Origin of the sequence: Psychrobacter glacincola, assembly GCF_965118485.1 — a bacterium.
GTDB lineage: Bacteria > Pseudomonadota > Gammaproteobacteria > Pseudomonadales > Moraxellaceae > Psychrobacter > Psychrobacter glacincola_D.
Genome location: NZ_CBCPJH010000004.1, coordinates 14,265 through 37,834, shown reverse-complemented (window position 1 = coordinate 37,834; position 23,570 = coordinate 14,265). Strand labels below are relative to the sequence as shown.

Below are 23,570 nucleotides of genomic sequence, written 5' to 3'. Positions count from 1 at the left end.
CGTTATTTAATCATGTTTTACATAAAAAGATAACAGAATACTATGCGTTTGCGCCCCATTGATGCCATTTTTGTTCATCCGAAACGACGTCTATATGTTGTGTACTATCGCGGTGAACTGTGGGAATTGCCACGAATGAAAATTGATGACAAATCATGGCAAAATAGAAAACCCTATACTGATGACAGTCGTGAACTCTATCTCAGTATTCATCAAGCCATCAGCGACGCTGTGTTAGCGCAAAAATTGCGTACGTTAAATCTGCCAGCAGCGGTTCGCGGCAGCAACTTACCGCGTTTTGAGGCGTGGTGGGAAGCACATGGCTTTAACTGGCTTAAAGACAAGCTGGCGACAGGCGAATCTCCTTTAGCTGCGCATCAAATCACTGCACCAACAAAAACCGTTGACAATCAGCCCTCTTCCGCTTCAAACTACTCACTCGCTCCTGTAAGTATAGACGACTCTACCAATCATGAAAGTCCTGTGCAAAAAGACATGCCGGTTGTAAAAGAAGCTACTGATATCTTTGCAGATATGCTGGCAGACTTAGCAAGCGAAGTGTTAAATCAGCACGATTAAATCTGATGCTATTCCTCAATATATGTAAATAACTGATACTATCAAGAAAAATGAGAGCGGTAACTTATGAGAGACCACAAACTACTATTGGCTGGGCTTATTTTACTGCTGCTAGTTGTTTTAATTGGCATCTTTACTTGGTTATGGACCAGTAACCTTAAAAATGCGGATCCGTTGCCTATCATGTCAAATGATAGCGCGTCGACGTCTCCAGAAGAAGATGAAGATGATGCTGTCGCTAAAAGCACTTTGTATATACAAGCAGAAGATAGTCTTAAAGTGCCTTTGGATGAGGTCATTGTCCGCTTTCAATCGCGCTACCCTAATGTTGACATCATGACAAACTATGTAGCTTCTACTGCGCTTTTAACTATAGTGGATGACAAAGCTGCTGATAATGAGCCATCTACCTTTATTGTGGATACGGATGTTATCATTGCCGATGACAGCTTTTCAGCAGAACGCCTTGCACCATTACAAGAAAAATTAAAAATAGCACAGGATAAACATAACCAGCTCAAGGCGAGAAATGGCATGGTAGAAGATACTATTGACGCAGATGGTGATGCCGAGGAAGCGGCTGCCAAAGGTGAAATACATAACACCAATACTCGTAGTTTAGTTTCTTTTGGTTATGCGTTAAAAGATACGAAAAAAGTAGATGGCGTCATCTTAACGCAAAACCCTATTGCACTTAACTTTCGAAACTTTTTACTCTCAAGTACAGGGCAAGATATATTAAGTCGGCATGGCTATCAAAACATCGATGGCTATCAAAATGAGATGTCTGACTTGTTCAAACCAAACTCTAGAGGAAAACAAGCAACAGGTGAGCTAACGGTAAATGTCGCTGACGCTATAAGCATTGCTGAATAAATATAAGACGCTCTATTTACTCAGTATTCATTGCTTTTATAAGTGCTTTTTTCTACAATAGTACTCCATTATGCGCCTATAGCTCAACAGGATAGAGCAGTTGCCTCCTAAGCGATCGATCCGAGTTCGAGTCTTGGTGGGCGCACCAATCATTGTATTTAGACATAACCTCGCATTACCTTAATCCCTTAAAACCCCTATCATATCTAAGTATCAGTCTTTATTAAACACTTGTCATTACCTACTAGCACCTCTACAATGTTGTACATACTGATGTACATAAATGAAATTACCACTATTTTGTTGTACACAAATCGAATTATTGTTGTACATAGTAATTATTAATAGTGGCTAATCGAGGTATGGCAATGGCTGAGCGCAAAAACTACCTATTAAACGTCAATGGTGTGAAGGCTATTGCTAAGCTTGCGCCACCAGCTAAACGCAAAAGATATAGCGATGGTGATAGCCTTCATCTAGTCCACGACCCAAAGGGTTCGCTGTACTGGGTAATGACTTACCGCTATCAGTCAGATAAAGATATTAAGCCCAAACAAAAAACCTTTCATATTGGAACGTACAGGTCATCTAAGCAAGATGTTGACACCGTTTTCAAGCCTGATGTTAGCCTTAAAAAAGCACGTACTGAGCGTGATAGAGCTAAGGCACTGCTAGCTGAGGGTATTGACCCCGCTGTCAATAAAAACCAACACAAAAACAGTGTTGAGCAAAAAGACCTATTCAAGGTGATAGCGCAAAGCTATATCAATGATAAGTCCGACACCACACCCAAAAATGTACAAAAACTTCAAACCTACCTCGATAAGCATGTAGCGCCACATATCGGTGACTACCCTATTCAAGCTATCACGGCTCAAGATGTGATTAAGACAGGTTTAGCCGTACAGACCTACTTTGAGCAGCAAGGTAAACTGACAACAGACACCGCCCACAAGAGCGTGGCATTTATAACGTCAGTGTTTGAGTATGCTATCAATACCTTAGGCTATGACATTATCAATGTGGCTTACGGGCGCAGCAAGGCGCTTAGAACCCATAAAGCTGAGCGCATGAAAGCTATTGAGCAACACCAATTCTCAGAGCTATTACGCAATATTGATAACTACGGTAAAGATAATCCGAACGGGCATCTTCAGACAGTGGCAGGTATGCAGCTGATGACGCTGTGTTTTGTCAGAACCAAAGAGCTAAGGTTCTTTGAGTGGTCTGAGATTGATTATCATAAAAATGTATGGCGCATACCAGCGGCCAAGATGAAAATGCGTCAAGACCACATCATTCCACTATCACCTCAAGCAATGGCTATCATTGAGCGTATGCGTCCACTAACGGAGCAGACGGGTTATGTGTTCTATAACTTTGAACGCAGTCAGCCCTATAGTGAGGTATGGTTCAATCAAGCACTCAAACGCATGGGTTATACAGGTGACCCCTACCCTAAGATGACAGGTCACGGCTTTAGGCAGCTTGCCAGCACGGGGCTGTATGAGCTGCAATTCAATGACAACTTAATCGAGATACAGCTAGCGCACCTTGAACAATCGAGCGTTAAGAAGCGTTATGACTTATCGGCACACTTAGCTGAACGGCAAATGATGATGAATAAATGGGCGAACCATCTTGATGACCTGCGAGCTGGCAAGGCGGTCAGCTTTGACTTGCTGACCCCTGATGAACTCGCTAAAGAAATGAATAGCCGCAACGAGCAAGCTACCGATATAGCGCTGCACGATAAGGACATGCTGATAAAAAGCTTACAGGCACAAGGCGTATCGCCTGAGCTATTAGCGCAGCTTGCCAAGCAGCTTTAACAACACCGCCTTACCACTTATCGTCAGCATTAGGCTGGCAGACCGAGATTGATAGCTTCAATCGCTGTCACAACCGATTGCAAGGCTAGGACTAATTACCCGAACACCGTCAGTTTTACACACCTTTATGACGGTAATGCCTTGCACCTTTTTATACCAAAGTGTGTATTGGAAGGTGTGAATTATGGAATATGTTGGTATTACCGATGCAGAGTCTTTCAAGCTAATGGACATATTAAGCATTAATGATGCAGCTGCATTAATTTCAGGAGCATCACCAAGTGATGTAGATTATGACTCACAGTATAATTTTTTCTTTTTAAATGAACAGAATAGAAGCTACACAAACTCAAGTAAAATGTCATTTAATATTGCTATGACATCATTAACTCGCTCTATAACTGCAGGCAGGTTGAAAGCAAATATAGTATCAACCTTAAATGATCAACGAGTTTCAAAATCTAACTTGCAAAGCGATTGGATAGTTTTGAATGGAATTGATACCACAGAAACTATGATAGATAGGGAAAATCTAAAAAACTGGCTCGAAGATAGAGGTGTTTATCCTCCTCTGCTATTTCCAAACGGGAAAAAAGATGACTACATGAATCCTGATCATCTTCATTACGCTCCTAAATTAGCAGTATGTGTTAAAGCTTGGGAGGTTGCTCAAACAGCTGATCTACAAGGTGAAACATATAAACAGTTCATGACTGATTGGATATCAAAAAACGCTTCATCGTATGGAGTAGAAAATCAGAGCGTCAAAGTTTTTGAAAGTTTAGCAAGCATCTCTAATTGGGCAACTAAAGGTGGGCGAGCAAAAAATAAACATACCCTACCATTAGAAGAACATTCTGATGCTAGTAGCAAAGAAATAGAAATTCATAAAGAATTAATAGCTATTTTGCCTAATATTAACATTTCAGAACACGAAAAAGATGACTTGCCATTTTAACCTACCTCCCTATTAAAAAGCTTATAAACACTAAGTTTTGGGAAATTATTCATTCTAAGCATCTCAACTCTTAGTTTAAAGGTCGGGAAATAGTTCCCTACCATACTGTCTATTTTAGTATTTAAATACTCTCTATCATTTATCTCATAGCAACCCGCCATCACTGGCAAACCTTTTAACAGCTATGAGGTAAATTATCATGACACTTATCGACCGATATCTAAGAATGGCAGACCTTGCCAACCAACCAGCGCAAACCGCTAAGACCTACATTAAAAAGTCAGGTCAACAGCGCACCGTCACTGCCAAAACCGCTACACGCGGTATCACTGGCTTTAGCGCCAAACACATATACCATTTAATCAATGAAGACAAATTCCCAGCACCCGTAAAAATCGGACGGGCTAGTCTATGGCGCTTGTCTGATATTAATCACTGGCTAGACAGTCATGCCACCACTGATACGACAGAGGGGGCTTGATATGACGACCACAGCTACTGCACCCGTTACCAACGAGCCAGCACCCAAGACCCAAATAGAGATAATCAGAGCGCACCTAATGACAGGGGCTACTATCACCACATGGGACGCTTACCGCCTTTATCAAATCACAAGCCTAGCCCAACGCATCCATAATTTGCGCGATACAGGACTGCTAATTCAAAGTGAAATGGTCAATCATAACGACAAGCGTTTTTCAGTCTATTGGCTTGATGAACAGACCTTACTTGAAAGTGAATTATCTAACAGTGAGGTGAGCTAAATGAACAAATCAAACAACAAATTATTGCAGATAGCGGACACACTTGAGCATATCAACGAACACCTAGTCCTATTAGCGATTGATACCGAACATTACGCAATGGCATTACAAGCCGTGCAAACAGACGACGCTATATCTAAGGGAGTTATTCAAGCAGTCATAGCTGCATTATTTAGAGACTCATTGTTTGCCACCGATGCTAGCGAACAGATGAACAGCGTGCTGTCAATGCCTGAAATGGAGGTAACGCAGCATGAGTGATAATACTAGAACCAATTCAAAGCCCCAATACGCGGCGCACAGTAGCAATAAGACTGGCAATTTTGACTTACTGCTAAGATTTGTTGTTTTCATGGCATGGGTGATAGGTATTGGCTTTCTACTGTCACTGATCGGATGCAAGCAAAACGAACCTAAGATCTTTGTAATTGAAGAATTAGTGGAGTGTAAAAACACTTATCAAAACAACATCACTGGCATACCGATATTAATATCTACTTTGAAAAGCATCAGTCTATATGTCAGTAGAACGAGTTGCGATGAAAGGAGTAATAGATGACTACTATGCTGCAGACCAACAACCATGAAAAAGCCCATGCTGTTAGCATAGGCTTGTCACAATATATCGTAGATTTTAGACTCGCTACATTTGCAGATGTTGCAGGTCATGACTCTTTAGAAAGTGTACTAAGCAATGGAATATCAAACTCAGTCATCTATCTAGATAAAGATATTAGCATATTTACAGGAGCATTGTCAGGTGAAAAGCAGCTCGATACCGCCGATACGATAGGGCTGGTTATGCTCAATAACAAAGCTGAGCAAGTTAATCTTGCGAGCATACCGCTTGAGGATAACGGACGTATCTTTATATCTGATACTGATATACCAAGCGCCTTTGTCATTGGCTCAATGAGTCAAGATAGCAAGTGGATAGTTATAGGTGATCTTGCTGAGGCAGTCCGATGTTATAACGCTTATTGCAAGCTAGGTATTGATGTGACGGTACTCACTTGCCTTGTACCTAGTCTATTTAATCGGACGGTAAAGCACTTCGCAGAGGTGCAGCAAGTGACCATCGTGACCACCTCACAAAACAAAGCTAAAGTAATAACACCGCTTAAAGGCGTGAATGTTGAAGCTATCGTTTGTGAGCATACGCTTATTTATGACGCGCTTGATTTTGACGCTAACTATAAGGACTTAATGGCTGATGCTGAGATCATAAACTTGCAAGCATTAGGCAAACCAAAGCCCAAACCTATCAGTCAAACGCTACCACCAGTTAAGACGCTGACAAGCGCTATGATGCCAAAACTACTATGGGGTTATGCTTCAAACAGTGCTGAGCGCTTAAGCGTACCTATTGAGTATGTGCTAATGCCATTAGTGGTATCTTTAGGTAGCTTGATAGGTTCGAAGCTGAGCATCTACCCGAAGATGTACGATAACTGGGAGGTAGTACCTAACTTTTACGGTGCAATCATTGGCAATCCATCTAGTAAGAAATCACCGTCACTCTCTGAAGGATTAAAACCAATATCGCATTTAGTTGCACTCGCTAAAGATAAATACAATGAGGATAGGCTCGAGCATGACACCCAAAAAGAGCTAAATAAGCACATGACAAAGGCAGCTGAGAAGCAGCTCAGTGACCTTGCTAAAAAGCTAGCGACCCAAGCCGATGATGATACTGAGATCAGTCAAGATGACCTAAAAGCTAAAGCACAGGAATTGGCAGAGGCAAAGCAGACTGATGAGCTGATGCCTGAGATTAAACGCTATGTTACTGATGATGGTACGATTGAGAGTATCGGAGAGCTTGAGAGCAAACACAAAAACGGTATGTTAGTTAAGCGTGATGAGCTGACAGGCTGGCTTGCCTCATTAGAGAGTGAAAGCAACCAACAAGTACGGTCATTCTATCTTGAGGGCTTTAATGGCTTAGGAAGCTTTCAAGTCGATAGGATAGGCAGAGGCTCAGTGTTTATCGACACACATTGTCTATCGGTCATTGGTGGCATTCAGCCTGACAAGCTCGAGTATTACTTATCTAAGACGATGAAAGGGTTAGGCAATGACGGACTTATCCAGCGCTTTCAGTTAATGGTCTATCCTGACGCACTACCTAATAGTAAAGAGCGTGACTTGCCACCTGATAAAGAAAGCCGTGATGCTATCTATAATTTATTTGAAACGATTGACAGTATGCAGCTAGGTGACTTCATACGCTATGGTGCAAAACCAATTGATGATTACCACAAGCGCCCCTATTACCGCTTTACTGATGAAGCCTATCAAGTATTTATGAGTTGGTATGACGCGCTTAAACTCAGAGCTAGTGACGCTGAGCATAGCATCATAGCTGAGCATCTAATCAAGTATGCTAAAACAGTACCGTCATTAGCGCTAGTCTTTCACTTAGTCGATTGTATCGAACATGGCACGTCTTTAGGTGCAGTCAATATGAACGCACTCAGAGCAGCGCTGGCATGGTGTGAGGTATTAGAGAGTCACATGATGAGGATATATAGCACAGTCACCGACAGCGCTAATATCAAAGCGTCTTATTTAGCAGATAAAATAATGAATATGGTCAAAAAAGGAGCTGACAAAACTGACAAAACCGATTGGATTGAACATGGCTTCACAGCTCGCCAGCTAATCCGCAGGGGGTGGAAAGGTTTAACTGAGGCAGATGATGTACTCAACGCGCTTGAAATATTAGTCGAACATGACTGGTTAAGCTGGCAAGAGGTAAAAAGCACAGGGCAAGGAGGCAGACCGACTGAGCGTTACTCTATCAACTCAAGACTAGCAGAGCTTTTATAGTTTCGTCAGTTTTGTCAGTGCAGTTATGGGGCGTTATTGAAAAATAGCGTCCTTTTTATTTCTATTATTTCCTGTTTGTATTATAATGGTAGTATAGTAGATGAGCGTTTAAATAAATATTTATAAGATATTGTTTAAAAATCAGAAGGTTAAAAATAATTTATATTTTTTATTTTATGGAATATTTATGAAATACTTAACAACTCCTTTAATTACTCTTGCTATTATAGGTTTTGCTCCTTTAGCAAATGCCGCTGAGGTAGAAGAAGTATGTGCCAAATATAGGCAAGCTTTTGGTGAATGGTCAAAGTCTTATAAAGTAAGTGCCACTTTGATCGATGGCAGTGAGCTTAAAAGTAAGACTAGTTGCTATTCTTGTTATGATAGCTTTTCAAAATATGCGGTCATGTTTTGGAGTAATGATGGTACAACGGTCATTAAACTCGATAATCGATACCTTAGCTACTCTGGTAACGAAGGTTATGACCAAGACGGTAAACAGTGGGAGCTTTCTAAAGGCTACTGTTATTGATAGTTAGACTATTTTAAATATTCTATTCAAATTAGGGCGTTATGTAGAAGTAATGCCTTTTTTGGTTGTAATTGGTTTAGAAAATTTAAGGTTAAAACCCAACATCTATATAGAATAAAAACTTGCCAAAACCTCATAAAACCTCAGATTGAACTTAATTAACATCTGTCATAAGTGAAAAACCTAACCTTTAAGCACCCAGCTTCGTATCAAGCATCAATCTAATGAACTTTTTAAACTGGTTAGGATTAGACAGTAAGTGCATAGTCATGTCTTCAAACGCATCCTTTGCTTCAAACATAGCGTCTTCGGCGGCATCAGGATAACCACCTAACATAATCTGATCGGTGCTGTTATTACTGAATTGCTTGACCACAATTTCGTTTTCCGTGACTTTATCCCAAATAGTATTCATAAAATTCACTTTATCTTTATCCGTAAAATCTTCGCCTGCAAATACTTCGTTTAGTCTAATGATAACTTGCGATAACAGCTCTTCTTTTTTATCCTTGGGCTTAGCAGTACCAGCGCCACCACCTGCGTCAAGCTCACCGCTACTCTCTTGTAATTTAAGATCCTGCTGATAAAGCTTTGAGACACGATAATGACTCATCACGATATTACTTAAATCGATATCGTCGTCCTCATTGATGCTCTCGCGTAGTAGCGGCTGTAGGTTACGCGCGTATAGGCTGAGCTTCTCAAGATCCTTGCTGTCATAGTCAACGATTTGCGACATAAACTCGTACTGGCGGGTAAAAGTACCAAGATCCTTTTTAAAGATCTCAAGCTCGTCTTGTTTAGTCTTAAAGCCTTTATAGTCGTTCTCAGCATTGGTAATGAGCACGACATCACCAGTGGCCTTGGTACGCTCAAGCATCGTTTTAGCGTGCTTTGCCTCTGTACGCGCCTCAAGGTACTGCTTTTGCCAACGCTCAACCGCTGGCTTGCAGATATTACTGATAGCCGCGTTAGATTTATTCTTGCTATAAAACGCTTCAACGAACTGCTCAACCTCACGCCATAAGAAAATACCGCTGGCGCGTAGTTTCTCGTAGAGGTCATAAACTTGATCAGGGTCAGACACGTCCGCCAAGGTTGCAGTCTCGTAATACGGCTGAAAGGCGGCCAAGATATCATCAGGATCATTAAAGAAGTCGAGTACAAAAGTGCCGCTCTCTGCTTTGCCCTTATAGGTACGGTTAAGTCGTGATAAGGTCTGGACGCAATCGACACCGACTAATTTCTTATCGACGTACATGGCGCACAGCTTAGGCTGATCAAAGCCCGTCTGAAACTTATTAGCCACTAGCATTACCTGATAGTCATCACTGTCAAAGGCGGTACGTAGGTCACGTTTTTTTAAACCGATATTCATATTAATTTCAGTGAACTTTTCACCGATGAGCGCGCTACTATCAGGGTCGTTATCGTCAAAGGTAACTTCCCCTGAGAACGCGACCATTGCGTTAATACCGCGGTAACCGTTATCAACAATATAGTTATCAAAAGCGAGCTTGTAGCGTACTGCCTCTTTACGCGAACCAGTTACGACCATCGCTTTGGCTTGCCCGCCCAGTAAGCCTTTAACATTATCATTGAAGTGCTCAATGATAACTTTGACCTTTTGCGCAATATTATGATCATGAAGGCGCACCCAGTTATTCAATTTAATCTTGGCGCGGCGCGAATCGACCTCATCATCAGCGGCGAGCTTTTGCTTGAGCTGGTAGACCACTTTGTAGTTGGTGTAGTTCTTGAGCACATCTAGGATGAAGCCTTCTTCAATCGCTTGGCGCATGGAGTAGACATGATAAGCAGCTGGCAGGTTATCTTTCGATGCTGGCAAGTTAGGGTTAGGTAGCCTTCCGAATAGCTCAATGGTTTTTGGCTTAGGTGTGGCGGTAAAGGCATAGTAGCTTAGATTAGGACTGCTACGGCGTGCGGCAAGTGTGGCATCCAATATGTCCTCACTAGATAGCGCCGTGTCATTGTCAGTAGTATTACTCTCTATATCGCCTGAGACCAATACTTCTTTGAGCTGGCGTGCGGTAGAGCCTGTCTGTGAGGAATGTGCTTCATCGGCGATGATGGCATAGCGGCGCGACTTAAGCACACTTGAGTCTTCAATCGCTTTTAGTACAAACGGAAAGGTTTGAATGGTCACGATAATAATCGGCTGTGAGTTCACTAATGCACTGGCAAGCTGCTCAGACTTTGAGCCGTCGCTCTCTTTTCTATTAATCTTGCCAACCACGCCATCGGCATGTTCAAACTGATAGATGGTATCCTGCAATTGATCATCAAGCACGGTACGGTCGGTGATAACAATGACTGAATGAAACTGTTTATCGCCATCGCTGTTGTATAAGGTGGATAGCTGATGTGCTGTCCATGCGATAGAGTTAGACTTGCCCGAGCCAGCGCTGTGCTGAATGAGATACTTTTGTCCCGCGCCCTCAGTAATGGCGGCATCGACCAGCTTGGTCACCACGTCCCACTGATGATAGCGCGGGAACATCATGGTCTCTTTTTTGGACTTGCGCCCGATCGCGTCCTCTTCCTCTTCGATCTGCAAGTGCATAAAGTGGCCGAGAATGGCCAGCAAGTTATCAGGCGTCAGCACTTCATTCCATAGGTAATCGGTGGCATAGCGGCTGCTATCGGCTGGCACGTCATTACCCGCACCGCCATCACTAGTGCCTTTGTTAAACGGTAAGAAGTATGTACTGTCACCTGCCAGCCTTGTGGTCATATAGACTTCATATTGACTGACGGCGAAATGCACCAGTGCGCCGCGCTTAAACGTCAGCAGCGGCTCAGTTTTTTTAGTATCAGGGTCTTTTGGCAGGCGGGTGCGCTTATACTGAGTAATGGCATTTTGTACTGCTTGCTTAAATTCTGACTTTAGCTCCATTGTGGTCACGGGCAAGCCATTGACGAATAGCACGATATCAATTCGGTTACGTTTAGCGACCTTGCCATTAGCGTCAGCACCGTCCTTAAGACTGGTATGAGGGCTATACACTACCTCAGGGACAACACGGCAGATATTGGCTTCATAGCGTACCATGATCTCAGGGTTTAGGCTGTGCTCAGGTTTGAACTGGCATAAGCTAAAACGCGCGTTACGAATCTTTAAACCATGACGCAATACGCCCAGCGTGCCATAGGTGCGCGAGGCTCTATCGGTGGCGTGCGCGTCCGCTTTGTTGAGCTGCTTCACCAATGCGGCAATAAAGTGGCGTTCTGAGTCGATAGGAAAGGTGCGACAAAACTTCTGCCACTCTTGCGGCTGGGTGCCCTGCACAAAGTCCAGCACGTCTTGCTCATATAGCGCGGTCTCAGCCGTATAGCCGCTAGGACTGCCCAATTGCCAGCCTTGCGCTTGCATCTGAGTGACGATATCGGCTTGGAAGACAGATTCGTAGGTGACGTTATGGGTGTTAATCATGTCAATCCTTTGAGGTTAACAGTGAGGATAAATCTTCAGGAGTCAGTCCCTGTGTGGCTTTTAATTGGGACAAGTCTTCAACAGGTTGAGTATAGACATATAAACTGTCTTCATCCCATTCCTTTATTTGAATAGATGAATCAAAACTATTGATGATTTTTTTAAGCATATTTTTTCTTTCTTCGTCGACTTTTTCGCCAAAGATTATTCTTTTTACCTTTATAGGTATAAAATTTCGATCCGTAAAGACTCTCACTTCTTCTTCATAATGCCAAAATGATGCTTTGTGAGATAGTACTTCTTTAGCCAGTTGTTGATCAATATTTGAATTATGCTGTAACTCAAAATTTGTTCCATAACGGACATCACATATATCTATATCATCAGAATTCCAATCAAGTTCAAGTTCAATTACGACACCTCTACTACCATTTGTGTAGTGAGACCACATTAATGGATTATCGTGGACTCTTGAAAGTGAACATAGCTTTATAGTCCCTCTATATCTATTCAATGCTTCCAATTCATTATCATTGAAATGCTGCTGGCCAGTATAGATACCTTCCATTGGATCATTCATTTGATCAAATGTTGTAGCATATAATCTTTGATTGATAATAATATCTAAAACGTAAAACATGTCCTCAATTGAGCGATACTTAAACAACATATATTTCAGCCCCTTAACTTATTAATAAAACCCTAAGCATCGATCTTGCACATCACAGCAGTAAAAATTCAAGAAATTATGGCACGTAGAACGATTCTTACTAATTTTATTGGACTGAAACAGGTACAGGAGCTTCATAATCATTTTCGATCTTTACAGGAATTTCTTCTCCATAACCATTAATGACATTAACATCGACTGAATTCCGATAACCACTACTATCAATAGTCACTTCGCCGTTATATTGACCCCAAATTAATAATAAACCAATAACCCACATACTAATTAAAATGTATATTAGTAAAGTCTTAACTGAATTTTTTTCTTCAAAAGATTGAACAGGCTTCATAGATAATTACTCTTATATTTTTAATAAATTAGTTTCAAATTTCAATAATTGTTAGCTATTGTCTAAAAGGTGGTTAGTGGAAATTAGGCGCCCGCCAACCCCTCACGTCAATTTTACCCGTAACAGCAGCAGATATTAGAGCGGTGCGGCATACTTGCACGAGTTAGGCGGTTTATTCGGCTTTATTAAAAAACGTAATCCAAGTTTTACGGCTCATCGCACATCTGCTTAAAGCTTTTACCAAATAACGCTTTATTCAGTTTTTGCTGATTTTTAAATACCACTTCAGAGTCAGCATGATAGACCTGCTCATTGACGCAATTACCAAAACCAAAAGTAACCAAGTTTATCTTGGCGTACTTAGTAGGGTTGCTGGCTTTTTCTTCCTGATAGCGCTTGGTAGCCAAACTGCGGTAATACTTACCACCATCGTCTGTGATATCTGCTTGTTCTTGAATTTGCTCTTCAACAAACTGTTTCCATCTATTTTGCACAGCCGTTTCATTCTTTAATAACGGCTCAATATAAGTTTTACACATTTGCGGGCTTTGCTTGAGTGCCTCACTGGGATTCAGATATCCCAAAATCGTCAATTTATTTTGTTTATATTCGCCGTCAATAGATTTGACCAACTCTTGCTTATAGCCTTTTGCGTCAGGCACCACATCAAGTCGTTCAATATTATTCTTAACTTTTATATATTCTTCAGTAAGCTTGTCTAAGTCTTTCATCGATAACTTGTCTAGCGCGTCAATATCCATCGGTGGAAAAAAGCTATCTAGATTTGATCTGGTTAAGCTTTCTAATACTAAATGTGAATTCTTGATTTGCTTAGCGGTATATTTTTTACTATCAAAGTCACCCTGCATACTGCAAAAATCATCTTCCCATTTATAGGTCTGTGCTTGGGCGATGGTGGTCACGGCCATTGATGCCAATAGAGCTGCTACGGTAACTGCTTTCATCATATAACTCCTTTTATTGTTCTTCTTGTTTATCAAACGCAATATGCGCTTAATCTCTATTTACAGCTACTCAGGCACCCGCCAACCCCGCACATCAATCTTGCCTGTGACGGCAGCAGATATTAAAGCGGTGCGGCGTTCTTGCATGAGTTGGATGGCTTGTTCTGCTTTCATTACCAACGTATCAAAAACTTCTAAATTAAATTTAATATGAGAAATAATCTTATAACTCTCTTCTAGTGGCGGTACGGCAATAACGAACGAGTTGTACTTATCTGCACTGACGTTTTGAATCGTCGCTTGAATTTGAATACTCTCAATCCACTTCCAATAAAAGTCAGTTAGTGTGTTTAAATAAAACCATTCTGCCGGAGTTATATTTTCATCAATTTTCGCTTTTATCAGATAACCTGCAAAACAGCATTTACCCCATGAATCTCTATAAATGAAACTTTTACCTACAGTTCCGCCACTTCTAGCCAGCAGTACATCACCATCCATTAACATATATGGCTCAGCAATGTCCTGAGGTAATGACCTGAAAGTATCATCTTTTAAATTACCATTAGGTAATACATCAGTTATTCTTACAAATCTTGGGTGAGTTTTATCAACATCTTCCGCAGCTTCGTTCGCACCATACTGTAAAGGCTCGCTTATCAAGTATTTTAATTTAGAAACCTCCCAATGCTCAGGTACTTCCCCCAACCATTCAACACCCGAATTTTTCATTGGCGCGTCAGGGTTTAAGCCTTTAGTCACGGCATGACTAATCACCGCTTGGCGTTTCTCTTTTAACAGCTGGATAAGGATTTGCTGTTTTTCGATTAGAGTATCGATTTGAGCGGTTTCATGCTCGAGGAAGTTGGCAATTTGAGCTTGCTCTTCATAAGAAGGTATTAATATCTCAGTGTCTAAAAATGATTCAGGATAAAGTCTTAATCGAGAATCAATGACACCTGTGGAACGTGTTTTAAAATGACTTGTATATAAATCTGTTCTGAACAAATGGTGCATAAAATAAGGATGTATGCCCTTATTAAACCGAAAAACTGAATAGGCTGGACTTACTATTCCATCATATTTGCTAACGCCCAAGCCACGCTTCCAAGCCAGCATAATATTCATGACTAAGTCATTTTTATAACACTTCTTATAATCTACTAGACTTTCAGCACGTGATAAATGATCACCTTCAGAAATTTTCTCTGACCTTGGTTTTACACCATAGTACTCTGAAACTGATAGAAGCACTTCTTCACCAGTTGTAGAGCGTTCACGAAATTCTTGGAAAACATATTTGCCCCTTAATACCTTCCAACCATGAGGAATCCTCCCCAACCACTCAACCCCTGAATCCTTATATTCATTATATTGCTGATACTTCGCCATTATGAATGTACCTCACCCAATAACTGCATAATCTCAGTGCTAACCGCATCCAAGTCCGCATCAATCTCAGCTAGCGGGCGCGGTGGCTCATACACATAGAAATGACGGTTAAACGGTATCTCAAAGCCCACAATGCCTATCTCTTCATCAATGGCATCTGTCTTATCGGCATTAATCCACGCATCAGGCACATGCGGCTGCACTTCACGAGCGAAGTAACTTTCAATCAACTCAGTCGTCGTCACCTCAGGATTAAGTGGTACGTTTTCATAATCACGTAAATCGCTATCGGTTTGAAACTCTACTATTTTGGTCTTGCTGGCAGGGTCAGTATAACTAAACGCACCATAAAGCGGACTGGCAACCTTGACCGCTTTTTTGATGACAGGTTCTGCTTCAGAATTTTTCCATGTGATCGCATCTAGCAGCTGTTTCTTTTCTTTGGTGTCTAGGCTGATATCAGCATCTTTTAACGCTTGCTTAAACACTTTATCAAACTCATTGAAGTCATCGAATTGGTTTTCACCGATAGCAGCTTGTAAGGCTTTGGCTTTATTCATCAGTGCAAGTTGCGACTGCCATAGCTTAGCCGCCAGTACGTCTTTGACTTGGCTTTCTTTTAGCTCGCTAAAGTCGGCTTTAATCATCGCACGTGCTTCTAACGTGACCGCTGATAAATCGCCATAGCTGTTATTGTTGCTGTCAGTCGTCCAATTATCACCAAATGCCTCATACAGTGCTGGCATGACCATATCGAACGGCTTAGGCGCATAACGCAAGTTATCAATGGCGCTATCAGACATCTGAGCAGACAGACGAAGTGGACGCTCAATGGTGATACGGCGATAGCCAAACTCATGAGTGGCAAATATCTTACTGGCAAAGGTCTTGGCAGGTTCAGCTTTAGGATTGGCAGACTGACGGCCACGGTTGGACTTCACTTCCTCTGGCTTATCGAGCACACGCGCATCAACCACCTCAAAGTCACCAAAGCTGCGGATAATGGTCTTGATATCATCATCGCTCATCTCATTACGCTTTGAGCCAAGTGATTTACGCATCTTGCCGTATAGGTTACTGCCATCAATCAATTGCACATGACCTTTACGCTCAGGCGCTTTCTTATTGCTCAATACCCATACATAGGTAGCGATACCCGTGTTGTAAAACATATCAGTAGGCAGAGCGATAATAGCCTCTAGCAAATCGGCTTCTAAGATATAACGGCGAATCTCACTCTCGCCGCTGCCCGCTCCGCCCGTGAATAACGGTGAACCATTTAAAATGATACCGATACGGCTGCCCTGATTGCTATTTTGACCATTACTAGCCTCTTGCTCATTAGCAGTGATCGGACGCATCTTGCTAATCAGATGCATCAGAAACAATAAAGACCCATCAGACACGCGCGGCAAGCCAGCCCCAAAGCGACCATCAAAACCTTTTTGCTCATGCTCATCTTTGATCTCACCTGATATCTTTTTCCAGTCCACCCCAAACGGCGGATTAGACAGCATATAGTCGAACTGCTCACCTGCCAGCTGATCACTAGATAAGGTATTACCTAGCTTAATATTATTGACCTCTTGGCCTTTGATCAGCATGTCAGCTTTACAGATGGCATAAGACTCAGGGTTGAGCTCTTGCCCATAGGTACGCATCACCGCGTCAGGGTTGAGCTCTAGCACGTACTCCATACCCGAGGATAGGAAGCCGCCCGTACCCGCTGTCGGGTCATATATGGTGCGAATGATGCCGTCTTTGGTCAGCGCGTCATCATCTTCCATAAATACCAGTGAGGTAGTCAGGCGCACGATATCACGCGGGGTAAAATGCTCCCCTGCGGTCTCATTCGAGCTTTCAGCAAAGCGGCGGATTAGCTCTTCAAACACAAAGCCCATTTCATGGTTAGAGATTGCCTCAGGGCTAAGATCGGTATTGGCGAACATCTGCACCACTTTATATAGCAAGTTGGCATCGGCCAGTTGCCCGACAAATTCTTCAAATTTGAAATGTTCAAATATCTCACGCGCGTCTTTAGAGAATGATTGCACGTAAGTATTAAGGTTATCCTTAATATCGCTTTGACCCATCTTGCTCAGATCCATCGGCGAGGTATTATAGAACGGACGCTTGCTGGCACGAATGATGAACTTCTCTTGTGCTTCCTCTGGCAGACCCATATCAGCGATACGTTGGCTCTCAGCAACCACAGCTGCTTTAGTCTCTTCTAATACGCATTCTAAGCGGCGTAGTAGTGTAAATGGCAGGATGATACGGCCGTATTGGGACTGCTTAAAGTCACCGCGCAATAGGTCAGCGACAGACCAGATAAAAGCCGCTGTTTGAGAAAAGTTTTTGGTCATGGAGTTGTCTTATTGTTTGTTGAGCAAGGATGTGAGTTGTAGATCGTCTATCAGAGATGAGGTGATAGCCATCTTAGATAAAATATGTCCATCATAAGGGTATTCGACATTACTCGGCAAGTCTGAATGTGAGATTTATGGGTATAGTAATATATTTCATTGTATAAGATTCGACGTACTACCTGTGTTTAGCAATTCAACCCCATGCAATCAAAGTGCAAGTTGTTTTTAGTATCAGTAGATAGCAGGAAATATGACATGGCTCAAACACTGGAAATTGACGATATTTAGGAAATATTTATTGCCAGTTTCAAAAATTTATAAAGTAGAAATACCTATACGCACAAGGGCGTGAGGACGGAAAAATACAAGCGTTAGGAAATTTAATTAGGGAAATATAAAAGCCAAAAACAGGGAACCTAGGAATAATAATTACCATAATTGCGCGATTATTCCAATGCAAAAAACCGCTACAAGCTAATGAGAATAAGTGTTAGCACTGGAAACACTAAAAGGGATTGGAATAAAAAAAACGATTTTATTAGGAATAAAATTCTCATCAATTTAAGGCGGCTACCTATGCCATTTTTGCGAGTAGGTGCGATAAGACTCACTAGGTACAATGCAAGAAAACGCATCTTAAACGCAAGTATAAATTGGCTATATTTAGATAATCACAATACGCGATATACGCACGTTATTAAGATGAAAGTTGCACGGGCGCAAAGAAAACGCATGATAAACGCTTAACTAAATCAGTCCATAATTGCGCTTGATAGCGTTTAGCAATTTAACCCCATGAAGACAAGTTGCAAGCGATTAATTGTGGTCGGTCTGTGATAGATAATAAATGCTAAGTTGTTTATATCAATCAATGCTATCTTGTTATAGTCTGCCTACTAGGAAACATTGAACATTTTTGATATAAGATGGTACTGACAAGCATAATATTTGTAATCAAGTTTGCTTTGCCTAAACAGGCGAAAAGACAGGTTAGCGATAGCGAAATGTTGTACATATTGATGTGCATATAATAATATAAAAACCTTTAAACCTTATTACTAAAGCCCTGTAGCTTAATGATTGAAGCGTGGTGGGCGCACCAACAAATATTGTCATAAGTAATTATAGAACCCCCTAGCCTATACGCTGTGCGGGTTTTTAATGTCTTAACATATCAAAACATAACATTGCATAACTGACGATGCATTTTCATACAAAATACCGTCAAAACACAAAATATCCGGCATCGCTTATTAATCCAATCAGCTCATGCTTTTAGGATGTCCAAATTTATTAAAGACATGAGAATAATTCTCCACCTTCAAAACACAAAAAAGCCTTTCAAGCTTTATATTTTATAGCTTGAAAGGCTTTATCGATCATATGTCTTTATCTAAGTAAACATTTTAATATTGAGTTTTGCTTACAATTTACAGCCGCTCTTACTCTATCTTTAACATCGATTTCGCTACAGCTTCGGCCACTTTAATACCATCAATCCCTGCTGATAATATGCCACCTGCGTAGCCAGCACCCTCGCCTGCAGGGAATAAGCCTTTGGTGTTAATGCTTTGGAAGTCTTTATTGCGTTTAATACTGATTGGTGACGATGTTCTGGTTTCTACCCCAGTTAGTAAACCGTCGTCAGATGAAAACCCTTGGATTTTTTTATTAAACGCTGGAATGGCTTCACGTATGGCATCTACGGCAAAGTCAGGTAACGCTTTGCTTAAATCAGTTAAGGTAATACCCGGTGTATAAGACGGTTTTACATCGCCCAATTCTGAATGTGGTTTGCCTTTCAAGAAATCACCAATGGTTTGCGCTGGTGCACTGTAGTCTTTGCCGCCTAATTCAAAGGCTAAAGTCTCTAGTTGTCTTTGTAATTCGATACCAGCAAGAGGATGATTTGGGTAATCTCGCTCTGGGTCGATGCCGACAACAATAGCACTGTTGGCGTTACGCTCGTTTCTTGAATATTGGCTCATGCCGTTAGTGACAACTCGGCCTTCTTCTGATGCTGCGGCAACAACCGTTCCGCCTGGACACATACAGAAGCTATAAACAGAACGACCATTTTTACAATGATGAACCAGTTTATAGTCTGCTGCGCCAAGTATTTCGTTTCCAGCATTGTCACCAAAGCGTGCTTGATCTATGGTTGACTGTTTATGCTCAATTCTAAAGCCAATCGAGAAAGGTTTTGCTTCAATATACACGCCTTTTTCATGGATCATCTCAAACGTGTCTCGGGCGCTATGACCAACAGCAAGAACAACATGGTTGGTTTTTAAGATCTCGCCACTATTAAGTGTCACGCCAGTGACTTTTGAGTCAGTGATATGCAAATCGTCCACGCGAGTAGCAAAACGAACTTCTCCACCGAGTGCTATGATCTCGGCACGCATTTTTTCTACCATCGTGACTAACTTATAAGTACCTATGTGCGGTTTACTAACAAATAAAATCTCATCTGGTGCGCCGGCTTTTACAAACTCGGTCATTACTTTACGGCCATAATGATTTGGATCTTTCACTTGGCTATATAATTTACCGTCAGAAAAAGTACCCGCTCCACCTTCACCGAATTGTACGTTTGATTCCGTGTTTAATTTACGCTGACGCCAAAAGCCAAAGGTGTCTTTGGTACGTTGTCTGACTTCATTGCCGCGTTCAATAATAATTGGTTTAAAACCCATTTGGGCAAGGGTGAGTCCTGCCAATAAACCACAAGGACCAAAACCAATAACAACAGGACGTTCGGTTAAATCTTTTGGCGCTTCACCTACATATTTGTAGCTGGTATCTGGTGTTGCTTTAACATGGTTGTCTGACTCAAATTGAACCAGTAAATCATTGGTTAAATCCGAGTCGGTCAGTGTGATATCTAGTGTATAAATTAATTGGATATTTCTTTTATTACGAGCATCATAACCACGTTTAAACATCACAAATGAAGCGATTTTCTCAGCAGAAATTTTAAGTTTTGTCGTTATAGCAGTCGTTAAATCTTCAGGTGCATGATTTAATGGCAATTTAATTTCAGTTAAACGTATCATTGGTTACTCATAAACTCGTGTAGAAAACTGTCTTGCATTTTACTGCTACTGATACAAATAAGCGAATAAATATTTTACTTACGCAGGGTAAATTTACGGATTTGTATTGTAGTTTGAAAATGACCCCTGCCCTCAAATCTGTACAGTCAACCTTGGGAGATTTTAGTGACGCAGCTTGACGGTAAAAGTCAGACCACACCTGTCTTGGCGATCTATAGCCCAAACCATTTTGAATTCTCGCCCCACTACGAGCATAGCTGTCTTGCTTCGCTGCAGAGCAGCCTTTTGCTGATTGTAGTGGCATAATAAACTTGGACAGTACATAAGAGGTTTATACTAACCCAAAGAAGGAAAATAGTATCACCAACAAACGCAACCAATATACCCGAGAATTTAAACTTGAAGCCATCAGCTTAGTCACTGATCACAAACGTAAAATACCAGATGTGGCAAGCTCACTGGGTATTGGCAAATCTACCCTGCAGAAATGGCTGAGTCAGTACCGTCAAGAAATAGATGGTCAAGCACCTAAAGTCGGCAACGCTTTAACGGATGAACAACGCGAGCTACAAGAATTGCGCAAACAAGTTAAGCGACTCACTATGGAGCGCGACATATTAAAAAAGGCTTCTGCTCTGCTGGCCTTGGACAGCCTGAACGGCTATCGCTAATCAGTCAGCTTGTAGAGCAAGACAGACAGGTCAGTAAAAGCCTTCTGTGCAAGCTGTTTGGTGTGATGAAGAGTAGTTATTACTATGGAATTCAGCCAAAATCAATCAGACTTGAAACCGTCAAACATAAAGTATTAATCCGCCAAATATTTAATGACTCGAAGCGCTCAGCAGGGGCTCGCAGCATTGCAGCCATACTAATGAATGAACATGACATCAAGCTGACCCGTTATATGTCGGGTCAGCTCATGGCGCAGATGGGGCTTAAAAGTTGTCAGTTAAAGACGCATAAATACAAGCACGCTGGTGACGCTCATAAAACGCATCACAATATCTTAAATAGAAATTTCAGTCAAACAGCACCCAATCAATTTTGGACGGGTGATGTAACCTATGTTCGTATCAAGGTTGGCTGGTGCTATTTAGCTGTCGTTTTAGATTTATATGCTCGGCGTGTGGTGGGCTTTGCCGTATCAGATTCGCCTGACAGTATGCTGACAACCAAAGCGCTGCAGATGGCATATGAGACGCGCCTAAAACCAAGTAATATGCTGTTTCACTCCGATCAGGGAACCCATTACACCAGTGCAAGGTTCGCTGAATCTGTGGCAAGTTGTGAGGGGATGATATAAAGTATGAGCCGTCGTGGAAATCCACTACGGGCACAGCCCTTCGTCTTGCACTCGGGCAAAGCACTGCTTTGCTAATCCTCACTCATGGGATAATGCACCAACTGAAAGGTTCTTCAGGAGCTTTAAAACCGAGTGGTGAAGAACGTTAAAAAACAGTCTGGGAGACTGTTTTAGTGATGCAAGACGTAGCGATAGCGAAGTGAAAGGGCGGCTATGAGAATATCTTTGAGGCTAAAAATGCCATTGTTAATTATATATGGGGCTATTATCAGATCGTAAGACCGCATCATTTTAATGATTATTTAACACCACTAGAAAAAGAGAAACGCTACTTTAACAAAAACCTCTTATCAGTTGTCCTAAATTAGTTGACCACTACACAATAAAGATACGAATAAAGTGGTGCAGAAGTTGACGGGGTTTGAAGTAGATGCACACAGTACCAGATACGTTGATATGAACTACGACGGCTATTTTGATCTGGTATTGAACGTCGCAGAAGGCGACCACAGTGACAAATATATTTACTGGCTCTATGATCCACAGAGTAAAAAGTTTGTGCGTAATAAAACGTTGGAGGCAGTTTTAGGCTACGCAACACGTTATCCGCATAAGCAACTAGCACGCTTTAAAGACGACACCCTCAAACGAGTAGATGGTCAGTGGAAAAGAGTGCCTTGCTGCTAGACATGCTAGATATACACTGCAGCAGATGTATATTAGTCATTTTGAACGGAGCATGTCTCTATTAATTCAAAAACTTTAATGACGGCGCAGTTCTTTTGCATTTAACCTATCATAGGCTTTGCAGCCTTTTGCATAATCGTTATTACAAGCAATTTGATACCACTCTTGTGCTTCGACTTTATCCTTAGGCACGCCTTTTCCCGCCTCATACATCACCCCAAGGCGATATTGAGAATTTGCATCATCTTGATCAGCGGCGTCTCGGTACCACTTCAGCGCCATATTATAATCTTGACTAACCCCTTCTCCTTCCTCAAACATAAGACCTAAATTATATTGTGCGTCTGAAAAACCTTGATCCGCCGCTTTTTGATACCATTCGACAGCCTTCTCAAAGTCTTGAGGTAAGGCGACTCCTTGGTCATAGCTTATTCCCATATTATATTGACCGACTGCTTCTCCTTGGTTCGCAGCCCTCGAATACCACTCAAGGGCTTTGGCATAACTTTGAGTAACCCCTTTACCACTGTAGTACATCGAACCAAGGGTAGCTTGAGCCGACGCATAACCTTGGATAGCAGCTTTTATATACCACTCAACCGCCTTTGCGTTATCTTCTGGTATACCATGAGCGTTTTTATACATCCAACCAAGATTATATTGCGCTTTTGGATATCCTTGATTAGCAGACTTTTGGTACCACTTAAAGGCTTGGGTATAATCTTGCTCTATGTCTTCGCCATAGTCGTACATTAGGGCAAGGCGGTACTGGGCATCAGCATGTCCTTGCTCTGCCTTCAACTTAGTGGTTGCAAAGTCTGCAGCTAACACTGTCACGCTTAGCCCAAGCGATAAAGCTAAAATCATCATTGTATGGATAAAGATCGTTTTCATTATAGAGTGAGCCATGGCTTATCCTTAATAATAAAGATACTTATAATGACAAATA

At 41.6% G+C, this 23,570-nt stretch carries 20 protein-coding genes and 1 tRNA gene; 13 read left to right on the top strand and 8 right to left on the bottom strand.

The window, feature by feature from the left end; all coding sequences use genetic code 11:
• The first annotated feature begins 42 nt into the window (after positions 1-42).
• From ACMHKH_RS01845 to ACMHKH_RS01800, 10 genes are all read left to right on the top strand, one after another.
• Entirely contained in the window at positions 43-579 is a 537-nt protein-coding gene (locus ACMHKH_RS01845) for a hypothetical protein (protein WP_413518982.1), read from the top strand.
• 66 nt (positions 580-645) lie between these two features.
• Positions 646-1,455 carry a hypothetical protein gene (locus ACMHKH_RS01840; protein ID WP_413518981.1) on the top strand — a complete coding sequence of 270 codons (810 nt, stop codon included), beginning with the start codon at positions 646-648 and terminating at the stop codon, positions 1,453-1,455.
• A 72-nt stretch (positions 1,456-1,527) separates the two neighbouring features.
• A tRNA-Arg gene (locus ACMHKH_RS01835) sits at positions 1,528-1,603 on the top strand.
• A 220-nt stretch (positions 1,604-1,823) separates the two neighbouring features.
• The gene (locus ACMHKH_RS01830) at positions 1,824-3,287 is read left to right on the top strand and encodes a tyrosine-type recombinase/integrase (RefSeq protein ID WP_413518980.1); all 1,464 of its coding nucleotides are present in this window, start codon (positions 1,824-1,826) and stop codon (positions 3,285-3,287) included.
• Between the two features lie 184 nt (positions 3,288-3,471).
• The gene (locus ACMHKH_RS01825) at positions 3,472-4,245 is read left to right on the top strand and encodes a hypothetical protein (RefSeq protein ID WP_413518979.1); all 774 of its coding nucleotides are present in this window, start codon (positions 3,472-3,474) and stop codon (positions 4,243-4,245) included.
• Positions 4,246-4,444: 199 nt separating this feature from the next.
• Complete coding sequence (locus tag ACMHKH_RS01820; protein ID WP_413518978.1) at positions 4,445-4,726, top strand: helix-turn-helix transcriptional regulator; 282 nt, start codon at positions 4,445-4,447, stop codon at positions 4,724-4,726.
• A gap of 1 nt (position 4,727) precedes the next feature.
• Positions 4,728-5,009: a helix-turn-helix domain-containing protein gene (locus ACMHKH_RS01815; protein WP_413518977.1), complete on the top strand. Its 282-nt coding sequence runs from the start codon at positions 4,728-4,730 to the stop codon at positions 5,007-5,009.
• Positions 5,010-5,270 carry a hypothetical protein gene (locus tag ACMHKH_RS01810; RefSeq protein WP_413518976.1) on the top strand — a complete coding sequence of 87 codons (261 nt, stop codon included), beginning with the start codon at positions 5,010-5,012 and terminating at the stop codon, positions 5,268-5,270.
• Positions 5,271-5,564: 294 nt separating this feature from the next.
• Positions 5,565-7,841: a YfjI family protein gene (locus ACMHKH_RS01805; protein ID WP_413518975.1), complete on the top strand. Its 2,277-nt coding sequence runs from the start codon at positions 5,565-5,567 to the stop codon at positions 7,839-7,841.
• A gap of 187 nt (positions 7,842-8,028) precedes the next feature.
• Positions 8,029-8,373: a hypothetical protein gene (locus tag ACMHKH_RS01800; protein ID WP_413518974.1), complete on the top strand. Its 345-nt coding sequence runs from the start codon at positions 8,029-8,031 to the stop codon at positions 8,371-8,373.
• A gap of 190 nt (positions 8,374-8,563) precedes the next feature.
• Here ACMHKH_RS01800 and ACMHKH_RS01795 read toward each other — a convergent pair whose 3' ends face one another.
• The 7 genes from ACMHKH_RS01795 to ACMHKH_RS01765 all read right to left on the bottom strand — a co-directional run bounded on the left by ACMHKH_RS01795 (position 8,564) and on the right by ACMHKH_RS01765 (position 20,631).
• Positions 8,564-11,827, bottom strand: coding sequence for a type I restriction endonuclease subunit R (locus tag ACMHKH_RS01795; RefSeq protein ID WP_413518973.1), 3,264 nt, complete (start codon positions 11,825-11,827; stop codon positions 8,564-8,566).
• A gap of 1 nt (position 11,828) precedes the next feature.
• Positions 11,829-12,497 carry a DUF2971 domain-containing protein gene (locus ACMHKH_RS01790; RefSeq protein ID WP_413518972.1) on the bottom strand — a complete coding sequence of 223 codons (669 nt, stop codon included), beginning with the start codon at positions 12,495-12,497 and terminating at the stop codon, positions 11,829-11,831.
• Positions 12,498-12,603: 106 nt separating this feature from the next.
• The gene (locus tag ACMHKH_RS01785) at positions 12,604-12,846 is read right to left on the bottom strand and encodes a hypothetical protein (protein WP_413518971.1); all 243 of its coding nucleotides are present in this window, start codon (positions 12,844-12,846) and stop codon (positions 12,604-12,606) included.
• Positions 12,847-13,052: 206 nt separating this feature from the next.
• Entirely contained in the window at positions 13,053-13,811 is a 759-nt protein-coding gene (locus ACMHKH_RS01780; RefSeq protein WP_413518970.1) for a hypothetical protein, read from the bottom strand.
• Between the two features lie 66 nt (positions 13,812-13,877).
• Complete coding sequence (locus ACMHKH_RS01775; protein WP_413518969.1) at positions 13,878-15,203, bottom strand: restriction endonuclease subunit S; 1,326 nt, start codon at positions 15,201-15,203, stop codon at positions 13,878-13,880.
• The gene (locus ACMHKH_RS01770; RefSeq protein ID WP_413518968.1) at positions 15,203-17,569 is read right to left on the bottom strand and encodes a type I restriction-modification system subunit M; all 2,367 of its coding nucleotides are present in this window, start codon (positions 17,567-17,569) and stop codon (positions 15,203-15,205) included. Before ACMHKH_RS01770 ends, ACMHKH_RS01775 begins: the two co-directional genes overlap by 1 nt.
• A gap of 1,445 nt (positions 17,570-19,014) precedes the next feature.
• Positions 19,015-20,631, bottom strand: a complete 1,617-nt coding sequence (locus ACMHKH_RS01765; RefSeq protein WP_413518967.1) for an NAD(P)/FAD-dependent oxidoreductase — start codon at positions 20,629-20,631, stop codon at positions 19,015-19,017.
• Between the two features lie 359 nt (positions 20,632-20,990).
• On the opposite strand from ACMHKH_RS01765, the gene ACMHKH_RS01760 reads away from it, so the two are divergent.
• From ACMHKH_RS01760 to ACMHKH_RS01750, 3 genes are all read left to right on the top strand, one after another.
• The gene (locus ACMHKH_RS01760) at positions 20,991-21,302 is read left to right on the top strand and encodes a transposase (RefSeq protein ID WP_413519055.1); all 312 of its coding nucleotides are present in this window, start codon (positions 20,991-20,993) and stop codon (positions 21,300-21,302) included.
• Positions 21,248-21,934, top strand: coding sequence for an IS3 family transposase (locus ACMHKH_RS01755; protein WP_413519054.1), 687 nt, complete (start codon positions 21,248-21,250; stop codon positions 21,932-21,934). Before ACMHKH_RS01760 ends, ACMHKH_RS01755 begins: the two co-directional genes overlap by 55 nt.
• Before the next feature lie 402 nt (positions 21,935-22,336).
• Complete coding sequence (locus ACMHKH_RS01750) at positions 22,337-22,621, top strand: XAC2610-related protein (RefSeq protein WP_413518966.1); 285 nt, start codon at positions 22,337-22,339, stop codon at positions 22,619-22,621.
• A 75-nt stretch (positions 22,622-22,696) separates the two neighbouring features.
• On the opposite strand, the gene ACMHKH_RS01745 is transcribed toward ACMHKH_RS01750, so the two are convergent.
• Complete coding sequence (locus tag ACMHKH_RS01745; RefSeq protein WP_413518965.1) at positions 22,697-23,530, bottom strand: tetratricopeptide repeat protein; 834 nt, start codon at positions 23,528-23,530, stop codon at positions 22,697-22,699.
• Between the last annotated feature and the right edge of the window lie 40 nt (positions 23,531-23,570).

What these genes read in the sequence shown, in the direction of transcription:
- ACMHKH_RS01775 (WP_413518969.1), bottom strand. Translation starts at nt 15,203, where the DNA reads ATGGCGAAGTATCAGCAATATAATGAATATAAGGATTCAGGGGTTGAG.
- ACMHKH_RS01825 (WP_413518979.1), top strand. Translation starts at nt 3,472, where the DNA reads ATGGAATATGTTGGTATTACCGATGCAGAGTCTTTCAAGCTAATGGAC.
- ACMHKH_RS01780 (WP_413518970.1), bottom strand. Translation starts at nt 13,811, where the DNA reads ATGAAAGCAGTTACCGTAGCAGCTCTATTGGCATCAATGGCCGTGACC.
- ACMHKH_RS01745 (WP_413518965.1), bottom strand. Translation starts at nt 23,530, where the DNA reads ATGGCTCACTCTATAATGAAAACGATCTTTATCCATACAATGATGATT.
- ACMHKH_RS01785 (WP_413518971.1), bottom strand. Translation starts at nt 12,846, where the DNA reads ATGAAGCCTGTTCAATCTTTTGAAGAAAAAAATTCAGTTAAGACTTTA.
- ACMHKH_RS01800 (WP_413518974.1), top strand. Translation starts at nt 8,029, where the DNA reads ATGAAATACTTAACAACTCCTTTAATTACTCTTGCTATTATAGGTTTT.
- ACMHKH_RS01840 (WP_413518981.1), top strand. Translation starts at nt 646, where the DNA reads ATGAGAGACCACAAACTACTATTGGCTGGGCTTATTTTACTGCTGCTA.
- ACMHKH_RS01790 (WP_413518972.1), bottom strand. Translation starts at nt 12,497, where the DNA reads ATGTTGTTTAAGTATCGCTCAATTGAGGACATGTTTTACGTTTTAGAT.
- ACMHKH_RS01765 (WP_413518967.1), bottom strand. Translation starts at nt 20,631, where the DNA reads ATGATACGTTTAACTGAAATTAAATTGCCATTAAATCATGCACCTGAA.
- ACMHKH_RS01795 (WP_413518973.1), bottom strand. Translation starts at nt 11,827, where the DNA reads ATGATTAACACCCATAACGTCACCTACGAATCTGTCTTCCAAGCCGAT.
- ACMHKH_RS01830 (WP_413518980.1), top strand. Translation starts at nt 1,824, where the DNA reads ATGGCTGAGCGCAAAAACTACCTATTAAACGTCAATGGTGTGAAGGCT.
- ACMHKH_RS01805 (WP_413518975.1), top strand. Translation starts at nt 5,565, where the DNA reads ATGACTACTATGCTGCAGACCAACAACCATGAAAAAGCCCATGCTGTT.
- ACMHKH_RS01810 (WP_413518976.1), top strand. Translation starts at nt 5,010, where the DNA reads ATGAACAAATCAAACAACAAATTATTGCAGATAGCGGACACACTTGAG.
- ACMHKH_RS01845 (WP_413518982.1), top strand. Translation starts at nt 43, where the DNA reads ATGCGTTTGCGCCCCATTGATGCCATTTTTGTTCATCCGAAACGACGT.
- ACMHKH_RS01815 (WP_413518977.1), top strand. Translation starts at nt 4,728, where the DNA reads ATGACGACCACAGCTACTGCACCCGTTACCAACGAGCCAGCACCCAAG.
- ACMHKH_RS01770 (WP_413518968.1), bottom strand. Translation starts at nt 17,569, where the DNA reads ATGACCAAAAACTTTTCTCAAACAGCGGCTTTTATCTGGTCTGTCGCT.
- ACMHKH_RS01820 (WP_413518978.1), top strand. Translation starts at nt 4,445, where the DNA reads ATGACACTTATCGACCGATATCTAAGAATGGCAGACCTTGCCAACCAA.